This window comes from Streptomyces sp. NPDC018947 (assembly GCF_044390505.1).
GTDB lineage: Bacteria > Actinomycetota > Actinomycetes > Streptomycetales > Streptomycetaceae > Streptomyces.
This window is the reverse complement of sequence record NZ_JBIRZD010000016.1, coordinates 158,633-177,374: the sequence shown is the minus strand read 5'-3', so window position 1 is coordinate 177,374 and position 18,742 is coordinate 158,633. Positions and strand designations below refer to the sequence as shown.

19 protein-coding genes are annotated in these 18,742 nt (G+C 71.3%); 8 read left to right on the top strand and 11 right to left on the bottom strand.

Annotation, left to right across the window (positions count from 1 at the left end; translation table 11 throughout):
• Positions 1 to 210: 210 nt before the first annotated feature.
• The 3 genes from pta (at position 211) to pyk (ending at position 5,058) form a co-directional block, all read left to right on the top strand.
• A complete protein-coding gene (pta, locus tag ACH499_RS27895) occupies positions 211 to 2,319 on the top strand; it encodes a phosphate acetyltransferase (RefSeq protein WP_356201581.1) in 2,109 nt (702 codons plus the stop codon).
• Positions 2,316 to 3,539, top strand: a complete 1,224-nt coding sequence (locus ACH499_RS27890) for an acetate kinase (protein ID WP_356201583.1) — start codon at positions 2,316 to 2,318, stop codon at positions 3,537 to 3,539. Before pta ends, ACH499_RS27890 begins: the two co-directional genes overlap by 4 nt.
• 88 nt (positions 3,540 to 3,627) lie before the next feature.
• The gene (pyk, locus tag ACH499_RS27885) at positions 3,628 to 5,058 is read left to right on the top strand and encodes a pyruvate kinase (RefSeq protein WP_356201585.1); all 1,431 of its coding nucleotides are present in this window, start codon (positions 3,628 to 3,630) and stop codon (positions 5,056 to 5,058) included.
• 86 nt (positions 5,059 to 5,144) lie between these two features.
• Here pyk and ACH499_RS27880 read toward each other — a convergent pair whose 3' ends face one another.
• The 4 genes from ACH499_RS27880 to ACH499_RS27865 all read right to left on the bottom strand — a co-directional run bounded on the left by ACH499_RS27880 (position 5,145) and on the right by ACH499_RS27865 (position 9,451).
• Positions 5,145 to 6,509 (bottom strand): hypothetical protein, encoded by a 1,365-nt coding sequence (locus ACH499_RS27880; RefSeq protein WP_399019122.1) that lies wholly within the window; start codon positions 6,507 to 6,509, stop codon positions 5,145 to 5,147.
• Complete coding sequence (locus ACH499_RS27875; RefSeq protein WP_399019120.1) at positions 6,499 to 7,074, bottom strand: DUF6114 domain-containing protein; 576 nt, start codon at positions 7,072 to 7,074, stop codon at positions 6,499 to 6,501. Before ACH499_RS27875 ends, ACH499_RS27880 begins: the two co-directional genes overlap by 11 nt.
• 114 nt (positions 7,075 to 7,188) lie before the next feature.
• On the bottom strand, positions 7,189 to 7,821 hold the full coding sequence (locus tag ACH499_RS27870; protein WP_356201590.1) for a DUF6230 family protein: 633 nt from the start codon (positions 7,819 to 7,821) through the stop codon (positions 7,189 to 7,191).
• A 655-nt stretch (positions 7,822 to 8,476) separates the two neighbouring features.
• Positions 8,477 to 9,451, bottom strand: a complete 975-nt coding sequence (locus tag ACH499_RS27865; protein WP_399019117.1) for a tetratricopeptide repeat protein — start codon at positions 9,449 to 9,451, stop codon at positions 8,477 to 8,479.
• Positions 9,452 to 9,701: 250 nt separating this feature from the next.
• Here ACH499_RS27865 and ACH499_RS27860 point away from each other — a divergent pair, with 250 nt between their 5' ends.
• Entirely contained in the window at positions 9,702 to 10,328 is a 627-nt protein-coding gene (locus ACH499_RS27860) for a TetR/AcrR family transcriptional regulator (protein ID WP_356201593.1), read from the top strand.
• A 52-nt stretch (positions 10,329 to 10,380) separates the two neighbouring features.
• Here the strand turns inward: ACH499_RS27860 and ACH499_RS27855 are convergent, their stop codons facing one another.
• From ACH499_RS27855 to ACH499_RS27835, 5 genes are all read right to left on the bottom strand, one after another.
• A complete protein-coding gene (locus tag ACH499_RS27855; protein ID WP_399019115.1) occupies positions 10,381 to 12,081 on the bottom strand; it encodes a methylmalonyl-CoA mutase in 1,701 nt (566 codons plus the stop codon).
• Positions 12,082 to 12,156: 75 nt separating this feature from the next.
• Positions 12,157 to 12,495, bottom strand: a complete 339-nt coding sequence (locus ACH499_RS27850; RefSeq protein ID WP_399019113.1) for a DUF3817 domain-containing protein — start codon at positions 12,493 to 12,495, stop codon at positions 12,157 to 12,159.
• A gap of 55 nt (positions 12,496 to 12,550) precedes the next feature.
• A complete protein-coding gene (locus ACH499_RS27845; protein ID WP_399019111.1) occupies positions 12,551 to 13,060 on the bottom strand; it encodes a MarR family winged helix-turn-helix transcriptional regulator in 510 nt (169 codons plus the stop codon).
• A gap of 77 nt (positions 13,061 to 13,137) precedes the next feature.
• Complete coding sequence (locus ACH499_RS27840) at positions 13,138 to 13,431, bottom strand: MTH1187 family thiamine-binding protein (protein ID WP_356201600.1); 294 nt, start codon at positions 13,429 to 13,431, stop codon at positions 13,138 to 13,140.
• The gene (locus ACH499_RS27835; RefSeq protein WP_356201602.1) at positions 13,428 to 13,772 is read right to left on the bottom strand and encodes a DUF3817 domain-containing protein; all 345 of its coding nucleotides are present in this window, start codon (positions 13,770 to 13,772) and stop codon (positions 13,428 to 13,430) included. The genes ACH499_RS27840 and ACH499_RS27835 overlap by 4 nt, the downstream gene beginning before the upstream one ends.
• A gap of 167 nt (positions 13,773 to 13,939) precedes the next feature.
• Here ACH499_RS27835 and ACH499_RS27830 point away from each other — a divergent pair, with 167 nt between their 5' ends.
• The 4 genes from ACH499_RS27830 to ACH499_RS27815 all read left to right on the top strand — a co-directional run bounded on the left by ACH499_RS27830 (position 13,940) and on the right by ACH499_RS27815 (position 16,580).
• Entirely contained in the window at positions 13,940 to 14,572 is a 633-nt protein-coding gene (locus ACH499_RS27830; RefSeq protein ID WP_399019152.1) for an AIM24 family protein, read from the top strand.
• Position 14,573: 1 nt separating this feature from the next.
• On the top strand, positions 14,574 to 15,224 hold the full coding sequence (locus ACH499_RS27825) for an AIM24 family protein (RefSeq protein ID WP_392829880.1): 651 nt from the start codon (positions 14,574 to 14,576) through the stop codon (positions 15,222 to 15,224).
• Positions 15,221 to 15,997 (top strand): AIM24 family protein, encoded by a 777-nt coding sequence (locus ACH499_RS27820; RefSeq protein ID WP_356201608.1) that lies wholly within the window; start codon positions 15,221 to 15,223, stop codon positions 15,995 to 15,997. Before ACH499_RS27825 ends, ACH499_RS27820 begins: the two co-directional genes overlap by 4 nt.
• A gap of 106 nt (positions 15,998 to 16,103) precedes the next feature.
• The gene (locus ACH499_RS27815) at positions 16,104 to 16,580 is read left to right on the top strand and encodes a MarR family transcriptional regulator (RefSeq protein ID WP_356201609.1); all 477 of its coding nucleotides are present in this window, start codon (positions 16,104 to 16,106) and stop codon (positions 16,578 to 16,580) included.
• Between the two features lie 30 nt (positions 16,581 to 16,610).
• Here the strand turns inward: ACH499_RS27815 and ACH499_RS27810 are convergent, their stop codons facing one another.
• Together ACH499_RS27810 and ACH499_RS27805 are read right to left on the bottom strand one after the other, a co-directional pair.
• Positions 16,611 to 18,032 (bottom strand): sensor histidine kinase, encoded by a 1,422-nt coding sequence (locus tag ACH499_RS27810; protein WP_399019107.1) that lies wholly within the window; start codon positions 18,030 to 18,032, stop codon positions 16,611 to 16,613.
• On the bottom strand, positions 18,029 to 18,697 hold the full coding sequence (locus ACH499_RS27805; RefSeq protein WP_356201612.1) for a response regulator transcription factor: 669 nt from the start codon (positions 18,695 to 18,697) through the stop codon (positions 18,029 to 18,031). The genes ACH499_RS27810 and ACH499_RS27805 overlap by 4 nt, the downstream gene beginning before the upstream one ends.
• Between the last annotated feature and the right edge of the window lie 45 nt (positions 18,698 to 18,742).

Sequence of the window (18,742 nt, the reverse complement as noted above, 5' to 3'; positions counted from 1 at the left end):
CCGGTGAGCCAGGTCCGATTGTTTCACGTCGCCCACCCGGACGCGCTTCCCGTGCGGCAGGTGCCCGGGCCCGGAGGGCACTCGCACTGACGGGCGCCCCGCCGACCGGGAGAGGTACGGTCGAGGGGGTTCTGATCACCCCGGTGGGTGATCCCTGTGCACGGGTCGGCCGCCGCCGGGCAACCGTCCCCGGACGAACGGAGAGCACGCGTGACGCGCAGCGTGTACGTGACCGGAATCGACCGCGGCGACGGCCGCCAGGTCGTCGAACTGGGGGTCATGGAGCTGCTGACCCGGCAGGTCGACCGGGTGGGCGTCTTCCGCCCCCTGGTCCACGACGGGCCCGACCGGCTCTTCGAGCTGCTGCGCGCCCGCTACCGGCTCTCGCAGGACCCCGCCACCGTCTACGGCCTGGACTACCACGCGGCGTCCGCGCTCCAGGCCGAGCAGGGCACGGACGAGCTGGTGTCCGTGCTGGTCGACCGGTTCCACCTGGTCGCCCGCGACTACGACGTCGTCCTCGTCCTCGGCACCGACTTCGCCGACACCCAGTTCCCGGACGAACTGTCCCTGAACGCGCGCCTCGCCAACGAGTTCGGCGCCTCGGTGATCCCGGTCGTGGGCGGCCGCAGGCAGCAGGCGGAGTCGGTGCTCGCCGAGACCGTCAACGCGTACCGCGCCTACGACACCCTGGGCTGCGACGTCCTCGCCGTGGTGTCCAACCGGGTCGCCCGGGAGGACCGGGACGAGATCGCCGGACTGCTCGCGAACCGGCTGCCGGTGCCGTGCTGGGTGGTGCCCGACGAGCCCGCGCTGTCGGCGCCGACCGTCTCCCAGATCGCGCACGCCCTCGGTGCCCGGGTGGTCCTCGGCGACGACTCCGGACTCGCCCGCGACGCGATGGACTTCGTCTTCGGCGGGGCCATGCTGCCCAACCTGCTGGCCGCGCTGACCCCGGGCTGCCTGGTCGTCACCCCGGGGGACCGCGGCGACCTGGTGATCGGCACGCTCGCCGCGCACAGCGCCGGCACACCGCCGGTGGCGGGCGTGCTGCTGACCCTGGACGAGGTGCCGGGCCCGGACATCCTCACCCTCGCCGACCGGCTCGCCCCGGGCACGCCGGTGCTCTCGGTGCCCGGCAACAGCTTCCCGACCGCCGAGCAGCTCTTCTCCCTGGAGGGCAAGCTGAACGCGGCCACCCCCCGCAAGGCGGAGACCGCCCTCGGCCTGTTCGAGCGGTACGTCGACACCGCGGACCTCAGCAAGCGGGTCTCCGCGCCGAGCAGCGACCGGGTCACCCCGATGATGTTCGAGCACAAGCTGCTGGAGCAGGCCCGCTCCGACCTGCGCCGGGTCGTGCTGCCGGAGGGCACCGAGGACCGGGTGCTGCACGCGGCGGAGGTGCTGCTGCGCCGGGGCGTGTGCGAGCTGACGCTGCTCGGCCCCGTCGAACAGATCCGCAAGAAGGCCGCCGACCTCGGCATCGACCTCGGCGACGCTCGGATCGTCGACCCGGCGGTCTCCGAACTGCGCGACTCCTTCGCCGAGAAGTACGCCGCCCTGCGCGCCCACAGGGGCGTCACCGTGGAGCTGGCGTACGACGTCGTCTCCGACGTGAACTACTTCGGCACGCTGATGGTGCAGGAGGGGCTGGCCGACGGCATGGTGTCGGGGTCGGTGCACTCGACGGCGGCGACCATCCGCCCGGCCTTCGAGATCATCAAGACCAAGCCGGACGCCTCCATCGTGTCGTCGGTGTTCTTCATGTGCCTGGCCGACAAGGTCCTGGTCTACGGCGACTGCGCGGTCAACCCCGACCCGGACGCCGAGCAGCTCGCGGACATCGCCACCCAGTCGGCGTCCACGGCGGCGCGGTTCGGGGTCGAACCGCGCATCGCGATGCTCTCGTACTCGACCGGCACCTCCGGCTCCGGCGCGGACGTCGACAAGGTGCGCGAGGCGACCGCGCTCGTCCGCTCGCGCCGCCCCGACCTCAGGATCGAGGGGCCGATCCAGTACGACGCGGCCGTCGAGCCGTCGGTCGCCGCGACCAAGCTGCCCGGCTCCGAGGTCGCCGGGCAGGCGAGCGTGCTGATCTTCCCGGACCTGAACACCGGCAACAACACGTACAAGGCCGTGCAGCGTTCGGCCGGCGCCATCGCCGTCGGCCCGGTGCTCCAGGGTCTGCGCAAGCCGGTCAACGACCTGTCCCGGGGCGCGCTCGTGCAGGACATCGTCAACACGGTCGCCATCACGGCGATCCAGGCCCAGCAGTCCCCCGACCAGCAGTCCACGACCGAGAAGGCGTCCGACCGGTGAGCGCTTCCCGCATCCTCGTCCTCAACTCCGGCTCCTCGTCGGTGAAGTACCAGCTCCTCGACATGCGCGACGGCGGCCGGCTCGCGGTGGGCCTCGTCGAGCGGATCGGCGAGGAGACCTCCCGGCTGCGGCACACGCCGGCGGGCGGGGAGAGCCGCGAGTGGGAGGAGCCCGTGGCCGACCACGACGCCGCGCTGAAGGCCATGGCGGCCGAGCTGGCCAAGGACGGCCTCGGCCTGGACTCCCCCGAGCTGGCGGCGATCGGGCACCGGGTGGTGCACGGCGGGCTGCGCTTCACCGAGCCGACCGTGATCGACGACGCGGTGCTCGCGGAGATCGAGCGCCTCATCCCGGTCGCCCCGCTGCACAACCCGGCCAACCTCACCGGCATCCGCACCGCGCAGGCGCTGCGCCCGGACCTGCCGCAGGTGGCCGTCTTCGACACCGCCTTCCACACGACGATGCCGGAGTCCGCCGCCCGGTACGCGATCGACGTGGAGACCGCCGACGCGCACCGCGTCCGGCGCTACGGCTTCCACGGAACGTCGCACGCCTACGTCTCCCGGCGGACGGCCGAGCTGCTGGGCAGGGCTCCCGAGGACGTGAACGTCATCGTGCTGCACCTGGGCAACGGGGCGTCCGCCTCGGCGGTGCGGGGCGGGCGCTGCGTGGACACCTCCATGGGGCTGACGCCTTTGGAGGGGCTCGTGATGGGTACGCGCTCAGGAGACATGGACCCGGCCGTCATCTTCCATTTGATGCGCGTCGGCGGAATGTCCGCCGACGAGATCGACACTCTTCTCAACAAGAGGAGCGGTCTGATCGGCCTGTGCGGGGACAACGACATGAGGGAGATCCGCCGCCGGATCGACGCGGGCGACGAGCGGGCGCGGCTGGCCTTCGACATCTACATTCACCGTCTGAAGAAGTACATCGGCGCCTATTACGCCGTTCTCGGGCGGGTGGACGCGGTCGCCTTCACGGCCGGGGTCGGCGAGAACGCCGCACCGGTGCGGGAAGCCGCCGTGGCGGGCCTGGAGCACCTGGGCCTGGCCGTCGACGGCGCGCTGAACGCCGCGCGCGGCGAGGGGGCGCGGCTGATCTCGCCCTCGTCCGCCCGGGTGGCGGTGGCCGTGGTGCCGACCGACGAGGAAATGGAGATCGCGACACAGACCTACGCTCTGGTCGAAAAGGAAAGGCAGGGCACCGGCGACGGCTGAAGAATTCTCTTGTGAGCACCGAGGCGCCCATTTGTATCTTCCGCCAGACGGAATATTCCGCAGCGAAACAAACCGATAGGATCGCCCCATGCGCCGTTCGAAAATCGTCTGTACTCTCGGCCCCGCGGTCGACTCCCACGAGCAGCTCGTCGCTCTGATCGAGGCCGGCATGAACGTGGCCCGCTTCAACTTCAGCCACGGCACGCACGCCGAGCACCAGGGGCGTTACGACCGCGTCCGGGCCGCCGCCAAGGAGACCGGCCGCGCCGTCGGTGTCCTCGCCGACCTGCAGGGCCCCAAGATCCGCCTGGCAACCTTCGCCGAGGGCCCCGTCGAGCTGGTGCGGGGTGACGAGTTCACCATCACCACCGAGGACGTGCCGGGCGACCGGACCATCTGCGGCACCACGTACAAGGGCCTGCCCGGTGACGTGGACAAGGGCGACCAGGTGCTCATCAACGACGGCAACGTCGAGCTGAAGGTCACCGAGGTCGAGGGCTCCCGGGTGCGGACGATCGTCATCGAGGGCGGCGTCATCTCGGACCACAAGGGCATCAACCTGCCCGGCGCGGCCGTGAACGTGCCGGCGCTCAGCGAGAAGGACGTCGAGGACCTCCGCTTCGCGCTGCGCATGGGCTGCGACCTGGTCGCCCTCTCCTTCGTCCGGGACGCCAAGGACGTCGCCGACGTGCACCGGGTGATGGACGAGGAGGGCCGCCGCGTCCCCGTGATCGCCAAGGTGGAGAAGCCGCAGGCGGTCGAGAACATGGAGGACGTCGTCATGGCGTTCGACGGCGTGATGGTCGCGCGCGGCGACCTGGCCGTCGAGTACCCGCTCGAGAAGGTCCCCATGGTGCAGAAGCGCCTGATCGAGATGTGCCGGCGCAACGCCAAGCCGGTGATCGTGGCGACCCAGATGATGGAGTCGATGATCACCAACTCCCGCCCGACCCGCGCCGAGGCCTCCGACGTGGCCAACGCGATCCTGGACGGCGCCGACGCGGTCATGCTGTCCGCCGAGTCCAGCGTGGGCGCGTACCCGATCGAGACCGTGAAGACGATGTCGAAGATCGTCACCGCGGCCGAGCAGGAGCTGCTCTCCAAGGGCCTCCAGCCGCTGGTGCCCGGCAAGAAGCCGCGCACGCAGGGTGGTTCGGTGGCCCGTGCCGCCGCCGAGATCGCCGACTTCCTGGGCGGCAAGGGCCTGGTGGCCTTCACGCAGTCCGGCGACACCGCGCGCCGGCTGTCCCGCTACCGCGCCACCCAGCCGATCCTCGCCTTCACCACCGACGAGGCCACCCGCAACCAGCTCACGCTGAGCTGGGGCGTGGAGCCGCACGTGGTGCCGTTCGTCAGCACCACCGACGAGATGGTGGACCTGGTGGACCAGGAGACGGTCCGCCTGGGCCGGTTCAACGACGGCGACATCGTCGTGATCACCGCCGGTTCCCCGCCCGGCGTGCCCGGCACCACCAACATGGTCCGCGTGCACCACCTGGGCGAGACCCGCCGCGGCTGACCCGCCCCGCACACGCACCGAGGGCGCCCCCTGCGACAGGGGGCGCCCTCGGTCCCGTGCGGCTCCCGAACGGGACCGAGGGAGGTTCAGGTCGTGTACTGGTGCAGTCCGGGAACGTGCAGGGTGCCGCCGAACTGGCCGGCCTGGACGACCGTGACCTTGGTGAAGTAGATCAGCGGGATGTCCAGCGGCGGCGGGTGCTCCGGGTCGAAGGTGACCGGGATCAGCCCGAGCAGGTTGCCCGAGATGCTCTCGGTGTACATCACCGTGTCGCCGTCGCGGATCGTGGACGTCGAGCCCCGGGCCGCCTGCACGTGGTAGGTCTTGCCGGACTGCTCGTCCTTCACCGTCTGGTGCAGGTCACCGATGTCGGTGCCGTCCGAGACGACGTACTTCAGCACCTTCTTGGTGGTGCCGTTGGCCGTCCTGACCTCGACGATGCCCTCGTACTTGGCGCCCTTCAGCAGCAGCGAACTGGCGTTCAGGTACCAGGGGTCGTCGGGCAGCGGCACCTTGTTGTCGACGCCGCCCTCCGCGTCCGTGGCGACCGGGCAGTCGTCCAGGTCCACGCCGCTGCTCTCGGAGGCGCCCGGGGCGGGCGACCGGGTGGCCTCGTCGGCCGCTTCCCCGGCGGCCTCCTCCACCTCCTGCGCGGTGTCCCCGGTGTCGCCGGCCGCCTTGGACGCCGCGTCGGTGGTGTCCGGGGCGGTGTCCTCGGCCGCGTCGGTGGCCTTCTCGACCGAGTCCCGCACGGTGCCCGAGGTGTCCTCGGCCGCGCTCCCGGACGCCGACGCCGACGGGGCGGGCGCGGGGGCGGTGGTCTCCTCGGCCTTGTCGCCGCCGGTGAGGATGCCGCCGAGGGCGTCGCCGAGGTCCTTCAGCACGCCGTCCTCCGTCTCGGACGGCGAGGGCGACGCGTCCTGGCCGCCGGACGCCTCCTCCTGGCTGGGGGCGTCCGGGGACACCGAGGGCGCGGGCTCGGCCTTGTCGTCGGAACCTGAATCCGACGAAGAGGACGAGCCGTTGTCCGTGTCCTCGGAGGTGCCGGGCTCCGGCTCGGTCGCGCCGGACGTGCCCTCGGACGTGTCGTCCGCCTTCCCGCCGCCCTCGTCCGCGTCCTCGCCGTCGTCCGCCTCACCGGTCGCCGTGGGCGCGGGCTCCGGGTCGGACGAGCCCTTCTCGGCCTCCTCGATGGCCGCCACGCAGTCCTTGTACTCGTCGGCCGTCAGGCTGTTGGACGCGGGCGCCTTGTCGCCGTCGGCGAGGGCCAGCGTCGGCGTGAAGCCCATCCCCATGAGGACCGCCGTGGGCATCGCCGCCAGGGCTATCGCCTTCCCGGCCGGCATGTGGAACCTGGTGAACAACGGCTTCTTGGGTGCCGCGTGGCGCGGCCCGGTTCTCACACGGGACGACTCCACGTCAGTCCCGCGGGTCACCTCGTCAGCCGGCACTGTGCCTCCCGTTCGCCCCGTTGGCCGGGCTCGTTCCTGACAGATCGTTCGGCTCTTCCACGCCGCCCCTCGGCTCCGGCACCGTGGCGTCGACCACCGGCGCGGCGGGGAGCACTCCCTCGGGTGCGCCCCCCTTCCCCCTGCCCTCCAACGGCGGTTCGGCCCGCGGCGGTTCGCCCGGGACCCACGACACGGCCATCGCACCGCCGACCAGTGCCAGCAGGAAGCCGATCAGGAAACCGCCGAGGTTGGACACCGGGATGGACACCAGCGCCAGCAGGATCGCCGCGACGCCCGCGAAGACCCGTACGTGCTTCTGGAACCACAGGCTGACGCCCAGGACGACGAGCAGCACGCCGATGATCAGGGACCCGGCGCCCGCGGTGGTGGCCATGGCCAGCGTCAGGTGACCGATCTGGAGGTTCGCGTACGGGAAGTAGGCGATGGGGAGTCCGCCGAGGGCGACGAACAGACCGGCCCAGAACGGCCGCGCGCCTCGCCAGGCACGGAACTGCAGCCTCCGGCGGGTGAACTGGCCGGTCGCGGCAGGAGTCTCGGCGCTCATGGAAAACAGCTCCCTGGTACGGCTTTGCAGGTGGAGACGCGGCCGCGCTCGACGGCGCGGCCGGAGAGTGGACGGGCGGGGGTGCCACCGGCTCCCCCGCCCGTCAGCGAGTGCTTAGTAGCACTCCTTGACACCCTTGGACAGCGACATCTTCAGACCGCTGAGCTTGAAGGTTCCGGCGGTGGTCGCCCACGCCGTCTGCTTCACGCCGGTCAGCGTGACCGAGTCGGCCTGCTGCGAGAACCCGTACGGGTTCGCGGTGTCGCCCTTCTTGATGCCGGGACCCTTGGCGGCGTCCTTGGCCGCGACGCCGATGTCGATGCCGCGGAACGTGGCATCGGCCTCGAGCTGCTCGACGTCGATGTACAGGTTCTCGGCCTCGACCGCCTTGCCGCCGCCGCCGGCCTTCAGCATGAGGCTGACCGAGCCGATGACCGGGATGTCCGGGGTGACCACGGACTGGCACATGCCCTTGATCGACGCGGACTTGAACGCCGAGACGGCGACGGGGTGAGCCGTCTTCTGCCCGTCGAGCGTGTAGCCCGAGTCGATCGCCCCGTACTGGACGAAGCCCGAGCCGTCGAGCCGGTCGGCCGTCACCTTGAACGACTGGCCGGAGACACTGAACGACGCGGCCAGGGCACCCTGTGCCAGCGCCACGCCTATCGCGGCCGTCGCGGCCACGCTGGGCACCATGACGACGGCGAACCGCTTCCATCTGGTCCCGCCACGCACCTGGGACTCCATATTTCCTCCTTCTCGGACGTACATCTCCTGGCCTCGGCCCGCCCCCGGATCGGCGGCTCGGCCTGGCAGGGATGGGAGAAGTGCTACGTCCTCGGGAAGGAGAGCGCCCGCGCTCGGCGGCACGTACTCCGCGCCCGAATCACCGGCGATCACCCCCGAGCGACAACCACTGGTCGCGCCATGACACGCATCACGCACAACCCTGCTGGACAGGCTTCACCGGCTGGGTGAAGACCCCCCTGCCCAAGAGCCGGCGCCACTGCCGCCGGCTCTGCTCGGTGGGGACCCAGGAACTCCCGCGACCCGACTGGCTTGCGGGGCACGGGAACGGACCGAGCGTCGCCGATCGTGGTGCATTCTCGCCGTCGGCACAAGGGGTTCGTTACTCACTAGTAACGGCCGGACGGCAGCAGAACGGCATACCGGCCCCATACGGCGACGCTCGGTACGCCCTGAGGGGAGAACAAAACACAGGATCGCCGGACAGAAACTGACAGATCGGCGCCCGTGACTTACTGGCAGTAACAGCGGCCGCGATTACCAAGATTTGGCAAAGCGCGGCCGCACCGACGCCTTCCTCGACAGCTCCCCCACTCCGGCGTCACCCGCGCCGGACGGTCGGCGGCCACCCCATGGGCGGCCCCGACGGGTCCGCCTAGAACAGGGCGCGCGCCAGCGCCCTGCGCGCCGCGACCACCCGCGGGTCGTCGCCGCCGACGACCTCGAACAGCTCCAGCAGCCGCAGGCGTACGGCGTCCCGGTCGTCGCCGGCCGTGCGGCGCACCGTGTCGATGAGGCGGCCGAAGGCGTCCTCGACGTGCCCGCCCACCAGATCCAGGTCGGCGGCGGCGATCTGCGCCTGCGCGTCGTCCGGCTTCTCGGCGGCGTCCTGCCGCACCCGCTGCGGGTCGGCGTTCTGCACGCGCTGGAGCAACTCGGCCTGGGCCAGGCCGAGTTTGGCCTCGGTGTTGGCCGGGTCGTCGCTGAGCACGTTCTTGTACGCCTGGACCGCGCCGGCCAGGTCACCGGCGTCCAGCGCGCGCACGGCGGCCTCCAGCGCCGCGTCGTGCGGACCGGCCGGAGCGGCGGGGGCGGCCTTGGGCGCGCCCGGCTCGGCCTCGGGGTCGACGACGAGGCCGGTCAGACCGAACCGCTGCTCGGCGACCTGCACCAACTGGTCCAGCGTTTCGCGGATCTGCGCCTCGCCGGCGGCACCCTGGAAGAGCGGGATCGGCTGCCCCGCGACGACCGCGAACACGGCCGGGATGCCCTGGATGCCGAACTGCTGCATCAGCATCTGGTTGGCGTCGACGTCGATCTTGGCGAGGAGGAAGCGCCCGTTGTACTCGACGGCGAGCCGCTCCAGGACGGGACCGAGCTGCTTGCAGGGCTCGCACCACTCGGCCCAGAAGTCGATGACGACCGGGACCTCGGTGGACCGCTGCAGGATGTCGCTCTCGAAGCGGGCCTCGTCGACGTCGATGACGAGATCGGCCGGGGAGACGGCTCCCGCTCCGCCGTTGCGGGCCGCCTCGGCGCGCGCCTGCTCCGCCTTCGCCTTGGCCTCCTGGGCCGCCTTCACCGCGGCGAGGTCGACGACCCCGCTCATGGACATGTTCCGTGGCTGCATGGGTCTATCCTCCCCTGTCCTGCGCGCGCGTGTGAAAAGCGGTGTGAAAAGGCCGCCCTGATGTGTGCCGTCGGCACGGTTGTCCGGCGCCGGGTCCCCACCCCACGCCCGTGGTCGTCGCTCGGGCACGGGCGCACCCATGCTTTCGCTACGAGTCGTAGCGTAATGGCAGGACGGGCCGCCGGAACACCCCGCCCCGGTGATCTCCCTCACGGCCGGGGCCCCGCCGGGTGCCCGTTATGGTCGGGACATGCAGAGCAGCATCCCCGCCGGCCGCGCCGGGCGCCCGCGCAACGCCGCGGCGGACACCGCGATCCTGGCCGCGACGCGGGCCGCCCTGGTGGACCTCGGCTGGTCGAAGCTCACCCTGGGAGACGTGGCGACGCGGGCCGGGGTTGCGAAGACGACCCTCTACCGACGCTGGTCGGGCAAGAACGAACTGGTCGTGGACGCGGTGGCGGAGCTGTTCGACGAGCTCGAACTGCCCGACCGCGGCTCGCTGGCCGCCGACATCGAGGGCGTGGTGCTCCAGTTCGCGGCGATCCTGGCCCGGCCGGAGGCCAGGAGCGGACTGATGGCCGTGGTCGCCGAGTCCACCCGCGACGACGCCCTGCGCGAGCGCATCCGGGCCTCCATCGTCGACCGGCAGAAGCGCCTGGTGGTCGAGGGCCGGGCCCGGGCCCAGGCGCGCGGCGAACTGCCGCCCGAGAACGACCCGGCCGACGCGGCCCGCACGGCGGACCTCATCTTCGACGTGGTGGCGGGCGCGGTGGTGCACCGCACCCTGGTCAGCGCCGAACCGGCCGACGGGCGGTGGGCGCGGGGCTTCACGCAGGTGCTGCTGCGGGGTCTGGCCTCCCGGCCGGCCGAGCCGTAGGCCGCGGGAGTCCGGCGAGCGGCGCCCCCCGGACTCCCGCGGCAGCCCGCGCCTAGAAGCCCGCCGGCTCCGTGTAGACGCCCCACTCGTCCCGCAGTACACCGCAGATCTCCCCGAGCGTGGCTTCGGCACGCACGGCGTCGAGCATCGGCTCGATCATGTTGGCGCCGGAGCGGGCCGCGTCGAGCATGGCGTCCAGGGCGGCGCGCACGGCCGCGTCGTCCCGGGCGGCCCTGCGCTCGCCCAGCACCCGCACCTGCTCGCGCTCCACCTCGTGGCTGACCCGCAGGATCTCCAGGTCGCCGGTGACGGAGCCGGTGTGGACGTTGACGCCGACGACGCGCTTGTCGTTCTTCTCCAGCGCCTGCTGGTAGCGGAAGGCGGACTCGGCGATCTCGCCGGTGAACCAGCCGTCCTCGATGCCGCGCAGGATGCCGGAGGTGATCGGGCCGATGGGGTGCTGACCGTCGGGGTGGGCCCGCAGTCCGCGCTCCTTGATCTGCTCGAAGATCTTCTCGGCGTCGGCCTCGATCCGGTCCGTGAGCTGCTCGACGAACCAGGAACCGCCCAGCGGGTCGGCGACGTTGGCGACGCCGGTCTCCTCCATCAGCACCTGCTGGGTGCGCAGGGCGATCTCGGCGGCCTGCTCGCTGGGCAGGGCGAGGGTCTCGTCCAGGGCGTTGGTGTGCAGGGAGTTGGTCCCCCCGAGCACGGCGGCCAGCGCCTCCACGGCGGTGCGGACGACGTTGTTGTACGGCTGCTGGGCGGTCAGCGAGACGCCGGCGGTCTGCGTGTGGAACCGCAGCCACTGGGCCTTGTCGGTCTTCGCGCCGTACACGTCCCGCATCCAGCGCGCCCAGATGCGGCGGGCGGCGCGGAACTTGGCGATCTCCTCGAAGAAATCGACGTGAGCGTCGAAGAAGAAGGAGAGACCGGGCGCGAAGACGTCGACGTCCAGACCGCGGCTGAGCCCCAGTTCGACGTAGCCGAAGCCGTCGGCGAGCGTGTACGCCAGCTCCTGCGCGGCCGTCGCCCCGGCCTCGCGGATGTGGTAGCCGGAGACGGAGAGCGGCTTGTAGGCGGGGATGCCGGCCGCGCAGTACTCCATGAGGTCGCCGATGAGGCGCAGGTGCGGCTCGGGCTGGAAGAGCCACTCCTTCTGGGCGATGTACTCCTTGAAGATGTCCGTCTGCAGCGTGCCGTTGAGCACGGAGGCGTCGACGCCCTGCCGCTCGGCGGCGACCAGGTACATGCAGAACACGGGCACGGCGGGCCCGCTGATCGTCATGGACGTGGTCACGTCCCCGAGGGGGATGTCCTTGAACAGGACCTCCATGTCGGCGGCCGAGTCGATGGCCACCCCGCAGTGCCCGACCTCACCCAGCGAGCGCGGGTCGTCGGAGTCGCGGCCCATCAGCGTCGGCATGTCGAAGGCGACGGAGAGCCCCCCTCCGCCGTTGCGGAGGATCATCTTGTACCGCTCGTTGGTCTGCTCGGCGTTGCCGAACCCGGCGAACTGCCGGATGGTCCACGTACGCCCCCGGTAGCCCGTCGGATGGAGTCCGCGGGTGAAGGGGAACTCCCCCGGCCACCCGATCCGCTCGAACCCCTCGTACCTGTCCCCGTCCCGGGGCCCGTACACCGGCTCCACCGCATCCCCGGAGAGGGTGGTGAAGTCGGCGTCGCGCTTGCGCGCGGCGTCGTAGCGAGCCTGCCACCGACGGCGGCCTTCCTCTATGGCGTGAGCGTCCATACCCTCGAATTTACTAGGACGTCCAAGTAAATGTCGATGGGGAACCGCCGTACGGGTGTCCGCACGGCGGTGGGATCAGGCCCCGGCGACCGCCGGAGCGGCCTCGGCGGCCTTGGCGTCCAGATCCCGGCTGATCTTCCGCTCCACGAAGAACGCGGCCGTGGGGACGGTCCCGGCGAGCAGCACCCAGAGCTGCTTCTTGACCGGCCACTTCGCCTTGGCGCCCAGGTCGAAGGCGAAGACGAGGTAGACGACGTACAGCCAGCCGTGGGCGATGCTGACGGCACGGGTGAAGCCGTCGGCGCCGCCCAGGTCCAGGGCGTACTTGCCGATCATGCCCAGGCACAACGCGATCAGCAGCACACCGGTGACGTACGCCATGACGCGGTAGCGGGTCAGCACGCTTTTTTTCATGGCTCGAGCGTAACCACACGTTTCGGGCGATCTTCCGGCGGGCCCGCCGCCGGGCTCACTCGGGCTCGAAGTCCCCCGCCGCCACCCGCAGGGGCCTGAGCATGGCGAAGATCTCGGAGCATTCCTCCGCGTCGTACGCACCGAGGCCGAAGTCCATGGCCATGAGGTCGCGGGTGGCCGACTCGACGACCTCGCGGCCCTTGTCGGTGATGGTGGCGAGCGTGCCGCGGCCGTCCTTGGGGTTGGGGCGCTTGGCGACCAGACCGGAGCGGACCAGGCGGTCCACGGTGTTCGTCACCGACGTGGGGTGCACCATGAGCCGCTCGCCGATCTTGGACATGGGCAGCTCCCCCGCCTTGGAGAAGGTGAGCAGCACCAGCGCCTCGTAGCGCGCGAACGTCAGCCCGTACGGCTTGACCACCGCGTCGACCTCACCCAGCAGGATCTGCTGGGCGCGCATGATCGAGGTGATCGCGGCCATGGAGGGCACGCTGCCCCAGCGCTGCTTCCAGAGTTCGTCGGCGCGGGCGATGGGATCGAAGGAGAGGCTGAGGGGCTTCGGCACGGCATCAGACCATACCGGCCGGTCACATGACGGTCAGCCCCGTCTCGACCTTCGATACCCGTCACCCCGCCGAACCGTCATCGCGCGAGGTGGCGTTCGACCGTCTCGACCTTGGAGGTGAGTCCGTCCGTCACCCCGGGACGGATGTCCGCCTTGAGGACCAGGGACACCCGCGGTGCCCGCGCCTCGACGGCGGCGACGGCCCGCCGGACGACGTCCATGACCTCGTCCCACTCGCCCTCGACGGACGTGAACATGGCGTCGGTGCGGTTCGGCAGCCCGGACTCGCGCACCACGCGGACCGCGTCGGCCACGTACTCCCCGACGTCCTCGCCGACACCGAGCGGCGACACGGAAAAGGCGACGATCATGCGTTCACGACCCCTTCCTGGCGGGCGCGGGAGGCGATGACCGCGTTCTCGGCCTCGCGCTTGAGCTTGCGCTCGGCGAAGAACCCGCCGGTCGGCAGGACCGAGAGCACGAAGTAGAGGGCGGCGGTGCCGAACGGCCACTTGGCGCGGTTCCAGGCGTCCGCCCAGAAGATCACGTACAGCACGAACAGCACGCCGTGGATCATGCCCATCGCCGGCACCGCGTTGAAGTCCGTCGTCCGCTTCAGGACGGAACAGACGAGGAGCAGCAGGAACGAGATCGCCTCGGGGCCCGAGACCAGGCGGAGGCGGCGGAGGGCGGTGGCGGTCTTGAGGTCCACGGGTCACCTTCGGTGGGAGAGGGACGGTTGAGGGATCGGTCGGAGCCGCGTTTGTGAACACACTCACAAGCGCGGGTCCATTGTGGCAAACCCGCGGCACGCCCGGGTCACGGGGTCGGGCCACCTGTCGGCGGGCCCGTCCGGCGGCTACCGTCGCATTTGTGGCGATGTTCCGACTGCAAGGCAGCAGGGTGCTCGCCGTCGACATGACCGGGGACGCCGTGAAGGCGAAGAACGGCTCGATGGTCGCGTACGACGGCCGGATGGCCTTCAAGAAGCTCAGCGGCGGCGGGGAGGGCGTCCGGGGCATGGTGACCCGGCGGCTCACCGGCGAGCAGATGACGGTGATGGAGGTGAAGGGCCACGGGACCTGCTGGTTCGCGGACCGGGCCTCGGAGATCACCCTGGTCGGCCTGCGGGGCGACACGCTGTACGTCGAGTCGAGCAACCTCCTGGCGGCCGACGCCGGGCTGCGCACCGGCACCTCCTTCACGGGGGCGCGCGGCGCCTCCCGGGGCAACGGGCTGTTCACCACCACCGTCGAGGGTCACGGGCAGGCGGCGATCATGTCGCACGGCCCGGCGGTGGCGCTGCGGGTCGGCGCGGGGTTCCCGCTGACCGTCGACCCGGGGGCGTACGTCGCGCACCAGGGGAACCTGCGGCAGTCCTTCCAGTCGGGTGTGACCTTCCGCACCCTGTTCGGCGAGGGCGGCGGGGAGGCCTTCCAGATCCGCTTCGAGGGCGACGGGCTGGTGTACGTGCAGCCGAGCGAGCGCAACACGATCGCGGGGGACGTGTGAGATGACCTTCCAGGAGATCAACTCCAAGATGGTGCGGGCGGACGTCGTGCCCGGGCAGCGGCTGTTCAGCCAGCGGGGCGCGATGCTCGCCCACCGGGGAGACGTGTCGTTCACCCCGAATCTGCGGGGCGGCCGGGGCGGCGTGATGTCGATGATCGGCCGCCGGGTGGCGGGCGAGGACACCCCGCTGATGACCGTCGAGGGCAGCGGCACGGTGTTCTTCGGGCACGGCGGCCACCATGTCCAGGTCATCCACCTCTCCGGCGACACCCTGTACGTCGAGGCGGACCGCCTCCTCGCCTTCGAGGGCACCCTGGAGCAGGGCACGGTGTTCCTGGGCGCGCAGGGCGGCGTCATGGGCGTGGTCCGCGGACAGGTCGGCGGGCAGGGGCTGTTCACCACGACGCTGAGCGGGCACGGCGCGGTGGCGGTGATGGCCCACGGCGGCGTGTTCGGCATCCCGGTCGCCCCCGGGCGTCCGGTGCACGTGGACCCGCAGGCCTACGTCGCCCACCACGGCGACATCCGCAACCGGCTGTCCACGGCGCTGGGCTGGCGGGACATGGTGGGCCGCGGCTCCGGCGAGGCGTTCCAGCTCGAACTGAGCGGCGACGGCACGGTGTACGTCCAGGCGTCGGAGGAGAAGCTGTGAGCACCGTCCACCACGACCCGGCGACGCTGCCGGCCGACGACAACGTCAACGCGTACACCTTCTGCGTGGAACTGAAGGGGAGCCAGTGGTTCCTCCAGAAGGGGAAGATGATCGCCTACTACGGGACGATCGAGTTCAACGGGATCGGCCACGGCCGGCTGGACCGGCTGGTGCGCACGTCCTTCCATTCGCCTCTGCACGCCGGCGACTGGGTCGTGGCCGAGGGCTCGGGCAAGATGCTGCTCGCCGACCGGGCCTTCGACGTGAACTCGTACGACCTCCAGGACGGCAATCTGACCATTCGCTCGGGCAACTTGCTCGCTTTTCAGCCAAGTCTCGCCCTCAAGCAGTCGATCGTGCCGGGTTTTCTGACCCTGATCGGAACCGGAAAGTTCGTGGCGGCGTCGAACGGTCCGGTGGTGTTCATGGAACCTCCGATCCGGGTGGACCCGCAGGCCCTGGTCGGCTGGGCCGACTGCCCGTCACCGTGCCACCACTACGACCACGGGTACCTGACCGGCCTGCTGGGCGGTCTACGTGCGATGACGGGCCTCGGCGGGGCCTCCGGGGAGGAGCACCAGTTCGAGTTCACGGGGGCGGGGACGGTACTTCTCCAGTCGAGCGAGACGCTGATGGCGGAGCAGCCGGCGGGGGCCCCGCCGGAACAGGCGGGGGTGCCCGGCGCGGGCGGTCCCGGGGCATCGGGAGGCCGTTCGGGGGTACCGGGGCTTCCCGGACAGCTCGGGGACCTCCAGCGCCGCTTCGGGCTGTGAACGGTAACCTGCGGAGGGTGACCTCGAACGCGTGCGCACCGTCACCTCCGTCACACAGAACCCCTCATACTAGTTCGCCTTTCAACTTTTTAGGTAGACTTCATTCATGGAGACCGAGACGGCCACCCGCTGGCTGACCGATGCGGAGCAGGGCGCCTGGCGCACCCACCTGGAGGTCAACAGGCTGTTGACGCACCAGCTCGAGAAGGACCTGCAGCCGTTCGGCCTGACAATGAACGACTACGAGATCCTGGTGAACCTCTCCGAGTCCGAGGACGACCGGATGCGGATGAGCGATCTGGCCGCGGCCACCATGCAGTCCAAGAGCCGCCTCTCCCACCAGATCACCCGCATGGAGAACGCGGACCTGGTCCGGCGCGAGCACTGCGAGTCCGACCGCCGCGGGCTCTTCGCCGTCCTCACCGAGCACGGCCTGGAGACGATGCGGAAGGTGGCGCCGCACCACGTGGCGTCCGTGCGCCGGCACTTCATCGACCTGCTGTCGCCCGAGGCGCTGACGGAGCTGGAGAAGTCCCTGAGGCCCATCGCGGAGCACCTGCGCGGCCAGCGCGGACGCCCCTGACCCCGCAGTCCCCCGCACGGGACCCCGAGGTCAGTCCGACGCGTCCCGGACGCCCGGCAGGCGGAGCTCGAACAGGGCCCCGCCCGCCGGCGCGTCGCGGACCGTGAGCGTGCCCCCGTGCCGGAGGGCGACGTCGCGGGCGATGGCGAGCCCGAGCCCGGCCCCGCCGTCGTCGCGGCTGCGGGCGGCGTCGAGCCTCACGAACCGCTCGAAGATCCGCTCCCGGTCGGCCGCCGGGACACCCTCCCCGTCGTCGGCCACGCCGACCACGACCAGAGCGCCTTCCCGGCGCACGGACACCTCGACCGCCGAACGGGCGTGCCGCCGGGCGTTGTCGAGCAGGTTGGCCAGCACCCTCTCCAACTGACCCCGCGAGCCGGCCACGGTCACCTCCCCCGCCGTCCGCACGCTCACCCCGGGCCGGCCGCCGGCCACCTCCCGCACGAGCGTCGCGAGGTCGACCCGCGCGTCGGCGGGCCGCTCCCCCGCGTCCAGCCTGGCCAGCAGCAGCAGGTCGGCGGCGAGGCGCTGCAGGCGCACCGTGTCCTCGACGGCGCCGTCCAGGTCGAGCAGCTCGGGGTGGGCCGCGGCGACCTCCAACTGGGTGCGCAGCGAGGCGATGGGGCTGCGCAGCTCGTGCGAGGCGTCGGCGACGAAGCGCCGCTGCCGCTCCACGGAGGCCTCCAGGGCGGCCAGCGTCTCGTTGGTCGTGGAGGCGAGCCGGGCCACCTCGTCGTGGGTGGCGGGCACCGGGACGCGGCGGGCGAGGTCCTCGCTGGCGGTGATCGCGGCCATCTCTCGCCGGATGCCCTCCACCGGGCGCAGCGCACGCCGGGTGACCAGCCAGGTCACGCCCGCGACGACGGCGATCAGCAGCGGGAAGCCGATGAGCATGACGGTCAGCGCGGTGTTCACGGCCCCGTGCTCGGCGGACAGCGGCGCACCCGCGTACACGACGAGCCGGTCACCGTCCCGCGGCTCGACGGGCACGGCGGCGAACCGGTAGTCCTCCGTGTCGCCGTCGATGGTCGCCGACCCGTCGCTGACGGTGGTCCGGTCGCCGATCTCCCCGGGCTCCAGCGACTCGCCGGAGTCGTCGTCATCGTCGTCGTCCGCGTCGCGGGACGCGGCCGGATCCGGTTTCACCGCGTCGACGCCGGTGCCGGTGATCCGCTCCAGGTCCTCGCTGGCGGCGACCAGCCTGCCGTCCTCGTCGACGACCTGCACCGGCCGGTCGTCCACGTCCAGCGACAACTGGTCGTACGGCGTCCCCACGGCCAGTTCGGCGGCGACCTCGCGGGCGGAGCGTTCCGCCTGGGTTCCGGCCTCGCCGAGCAGGTTGGAGCGCAGGGACAGCAGGACGGCGGTCCCTGCGGCGACGAGCGCGACGGCCACGACGAGGGTGGCGGCGAGGGTCGCGCGGGCCCGGACCGACGCGAAGGGCCGGCTCACCGTCCGCCCTCCAGCCGGTAACCGGCGCCGCGCACCGTGCGGATGAGGCCGGCGCGCAGTTTGCGCCTGAGCGCACTGACGTAGACCTCGACGATGTTGGGGTCACCGTCGTAGGCGAAGTCCCAGACGTGCTCCAGGATCTCCGCCTTGGACACCACCTGACCGGCCCGCACCACGAGGTGCTCCAGAACGGCGAACTCCTTGGCGGTGAGGGTGACTTCCCGTTCGCCGAGGAACACCCGGCGGGCCGCGGTGTCCACCTCGAGGTCCCCGTGGACGTGCACGGGCGAGGCCCCGGCGCCCCGTGCCCGCCTGCGCAGCAGGGCCTTCACACGGGCGACGAGGACGACGTACGAGAAGGGTTTGGTGAGGTAGTCGTCGGCGCCCGTGTCCAGGCCCTCCGCCTCGTCGTACTCGCCGTCCTTGGCGGTGAGCATGAGGATCGGCACGTCGTGCCCGGCGGCGCGCAGGGCGGCGCAGACGCGGTAGCCGTTGAGGCCGGGCAGCATGATGTCGAGGACGACGAGGTCGTACGTGCCCTCGCAGGCCCGGTGCAGTCCCTCCAGTCCGTCGTGGACGACGTCCACGGCATAGCCCTCGGCGGTCAGTCCCCTGGCGAGCGACACGGCGAGCCGCTTCTCGTCCTCCACGATCAACAGGCGCATCCGGCAAGCCTCGCAGAGCGACCTGAAGATCACTTCAGGCGGCTT

Coding starts and splice junctions, on each gene's coding strand:
- ACH499_RS27830 (WP_399019152.1), top strand. CDS start 13,940: ATGTTCCGACTGCAAGGCAGCAGGGTGCTCGCCGTCGACATGACCGGG.
- ACH499_RS27870 (WP_356201590.1), bottom strand. CDS start 7,821: ATGGAGTCCCAGGTGCGTGGCGGGACCAGATGGAAGCGGTTCGCCGTC.
- ACH499_RS27855 (WP_399019115.1), bottom strand. CDS start 12,081: ATGGACGCTCACGCCATAGAGGAAGGCCGCCGTCGGTGGCAGGCTCGC.
- ACH499_RS27805 (WP_356201612.1), bottom strand. CDS start 18,697: ATGCGCCTGTTGATCGTGGAGGACGAGAAGCGGCTCGCCGTGTCGCTC.
- pyk (WP_356201585.1), top strand. CDS start 3,628: ATGCGCCGTTCGAAAATCGTCTGTACTCTCGGCCCCGCGGTCGACTCC.
- ACH499_RS27865 (WP_399019117.1), bottom strand. CDS start 9,451: ATGCAGCCACGGAACATGTCCATGAGCGGGGTCGTCGACCTCGCCGCG.
- ACH499_RS27840 (WP_356201600.1), bottom strand. CDS start 13,431: ATGATCGTCGCCTTTTCCGTGTCGCCGCTCGGTGTCGGCGAGGACGTC.
- ACH499_RS27860 (WP_356201593.1), top strand. CDS start 9,702: ATGCAGAGCAGCATCCCCGCCGGCCGCGCCGGGCGCCCGCGCAACGCC.
- ACH499_RS27815 (WP_356201609.1), top strand. CDS start 16,104: ATGGAGACCGAGACGGCCACCCGCTGGCTGACCGATGCGGAGCAGGGC.
- ACH499_RS27875 (WP_399019120.1), bottom strand. CDS start 7,074: ATGAGCGCCGAGACTCCTGCCGCGACCGGCCAGTTCACCCGCCGGAGG.
- ACH499_RS27825 (WP_392829880.1), top strand. CDS start 14,574: ATGACCTTCCAGGAGATCAACTCCAAGATGGTGCGGGCGGACGTCGTG.
- ACH499_RS27850 (WP_399019113.1), bottom strand. CDS start 12,495: ATGAAAAAAAGCGTGCTGACCCGCTACCGCGTCATGGCGTACGTCACC.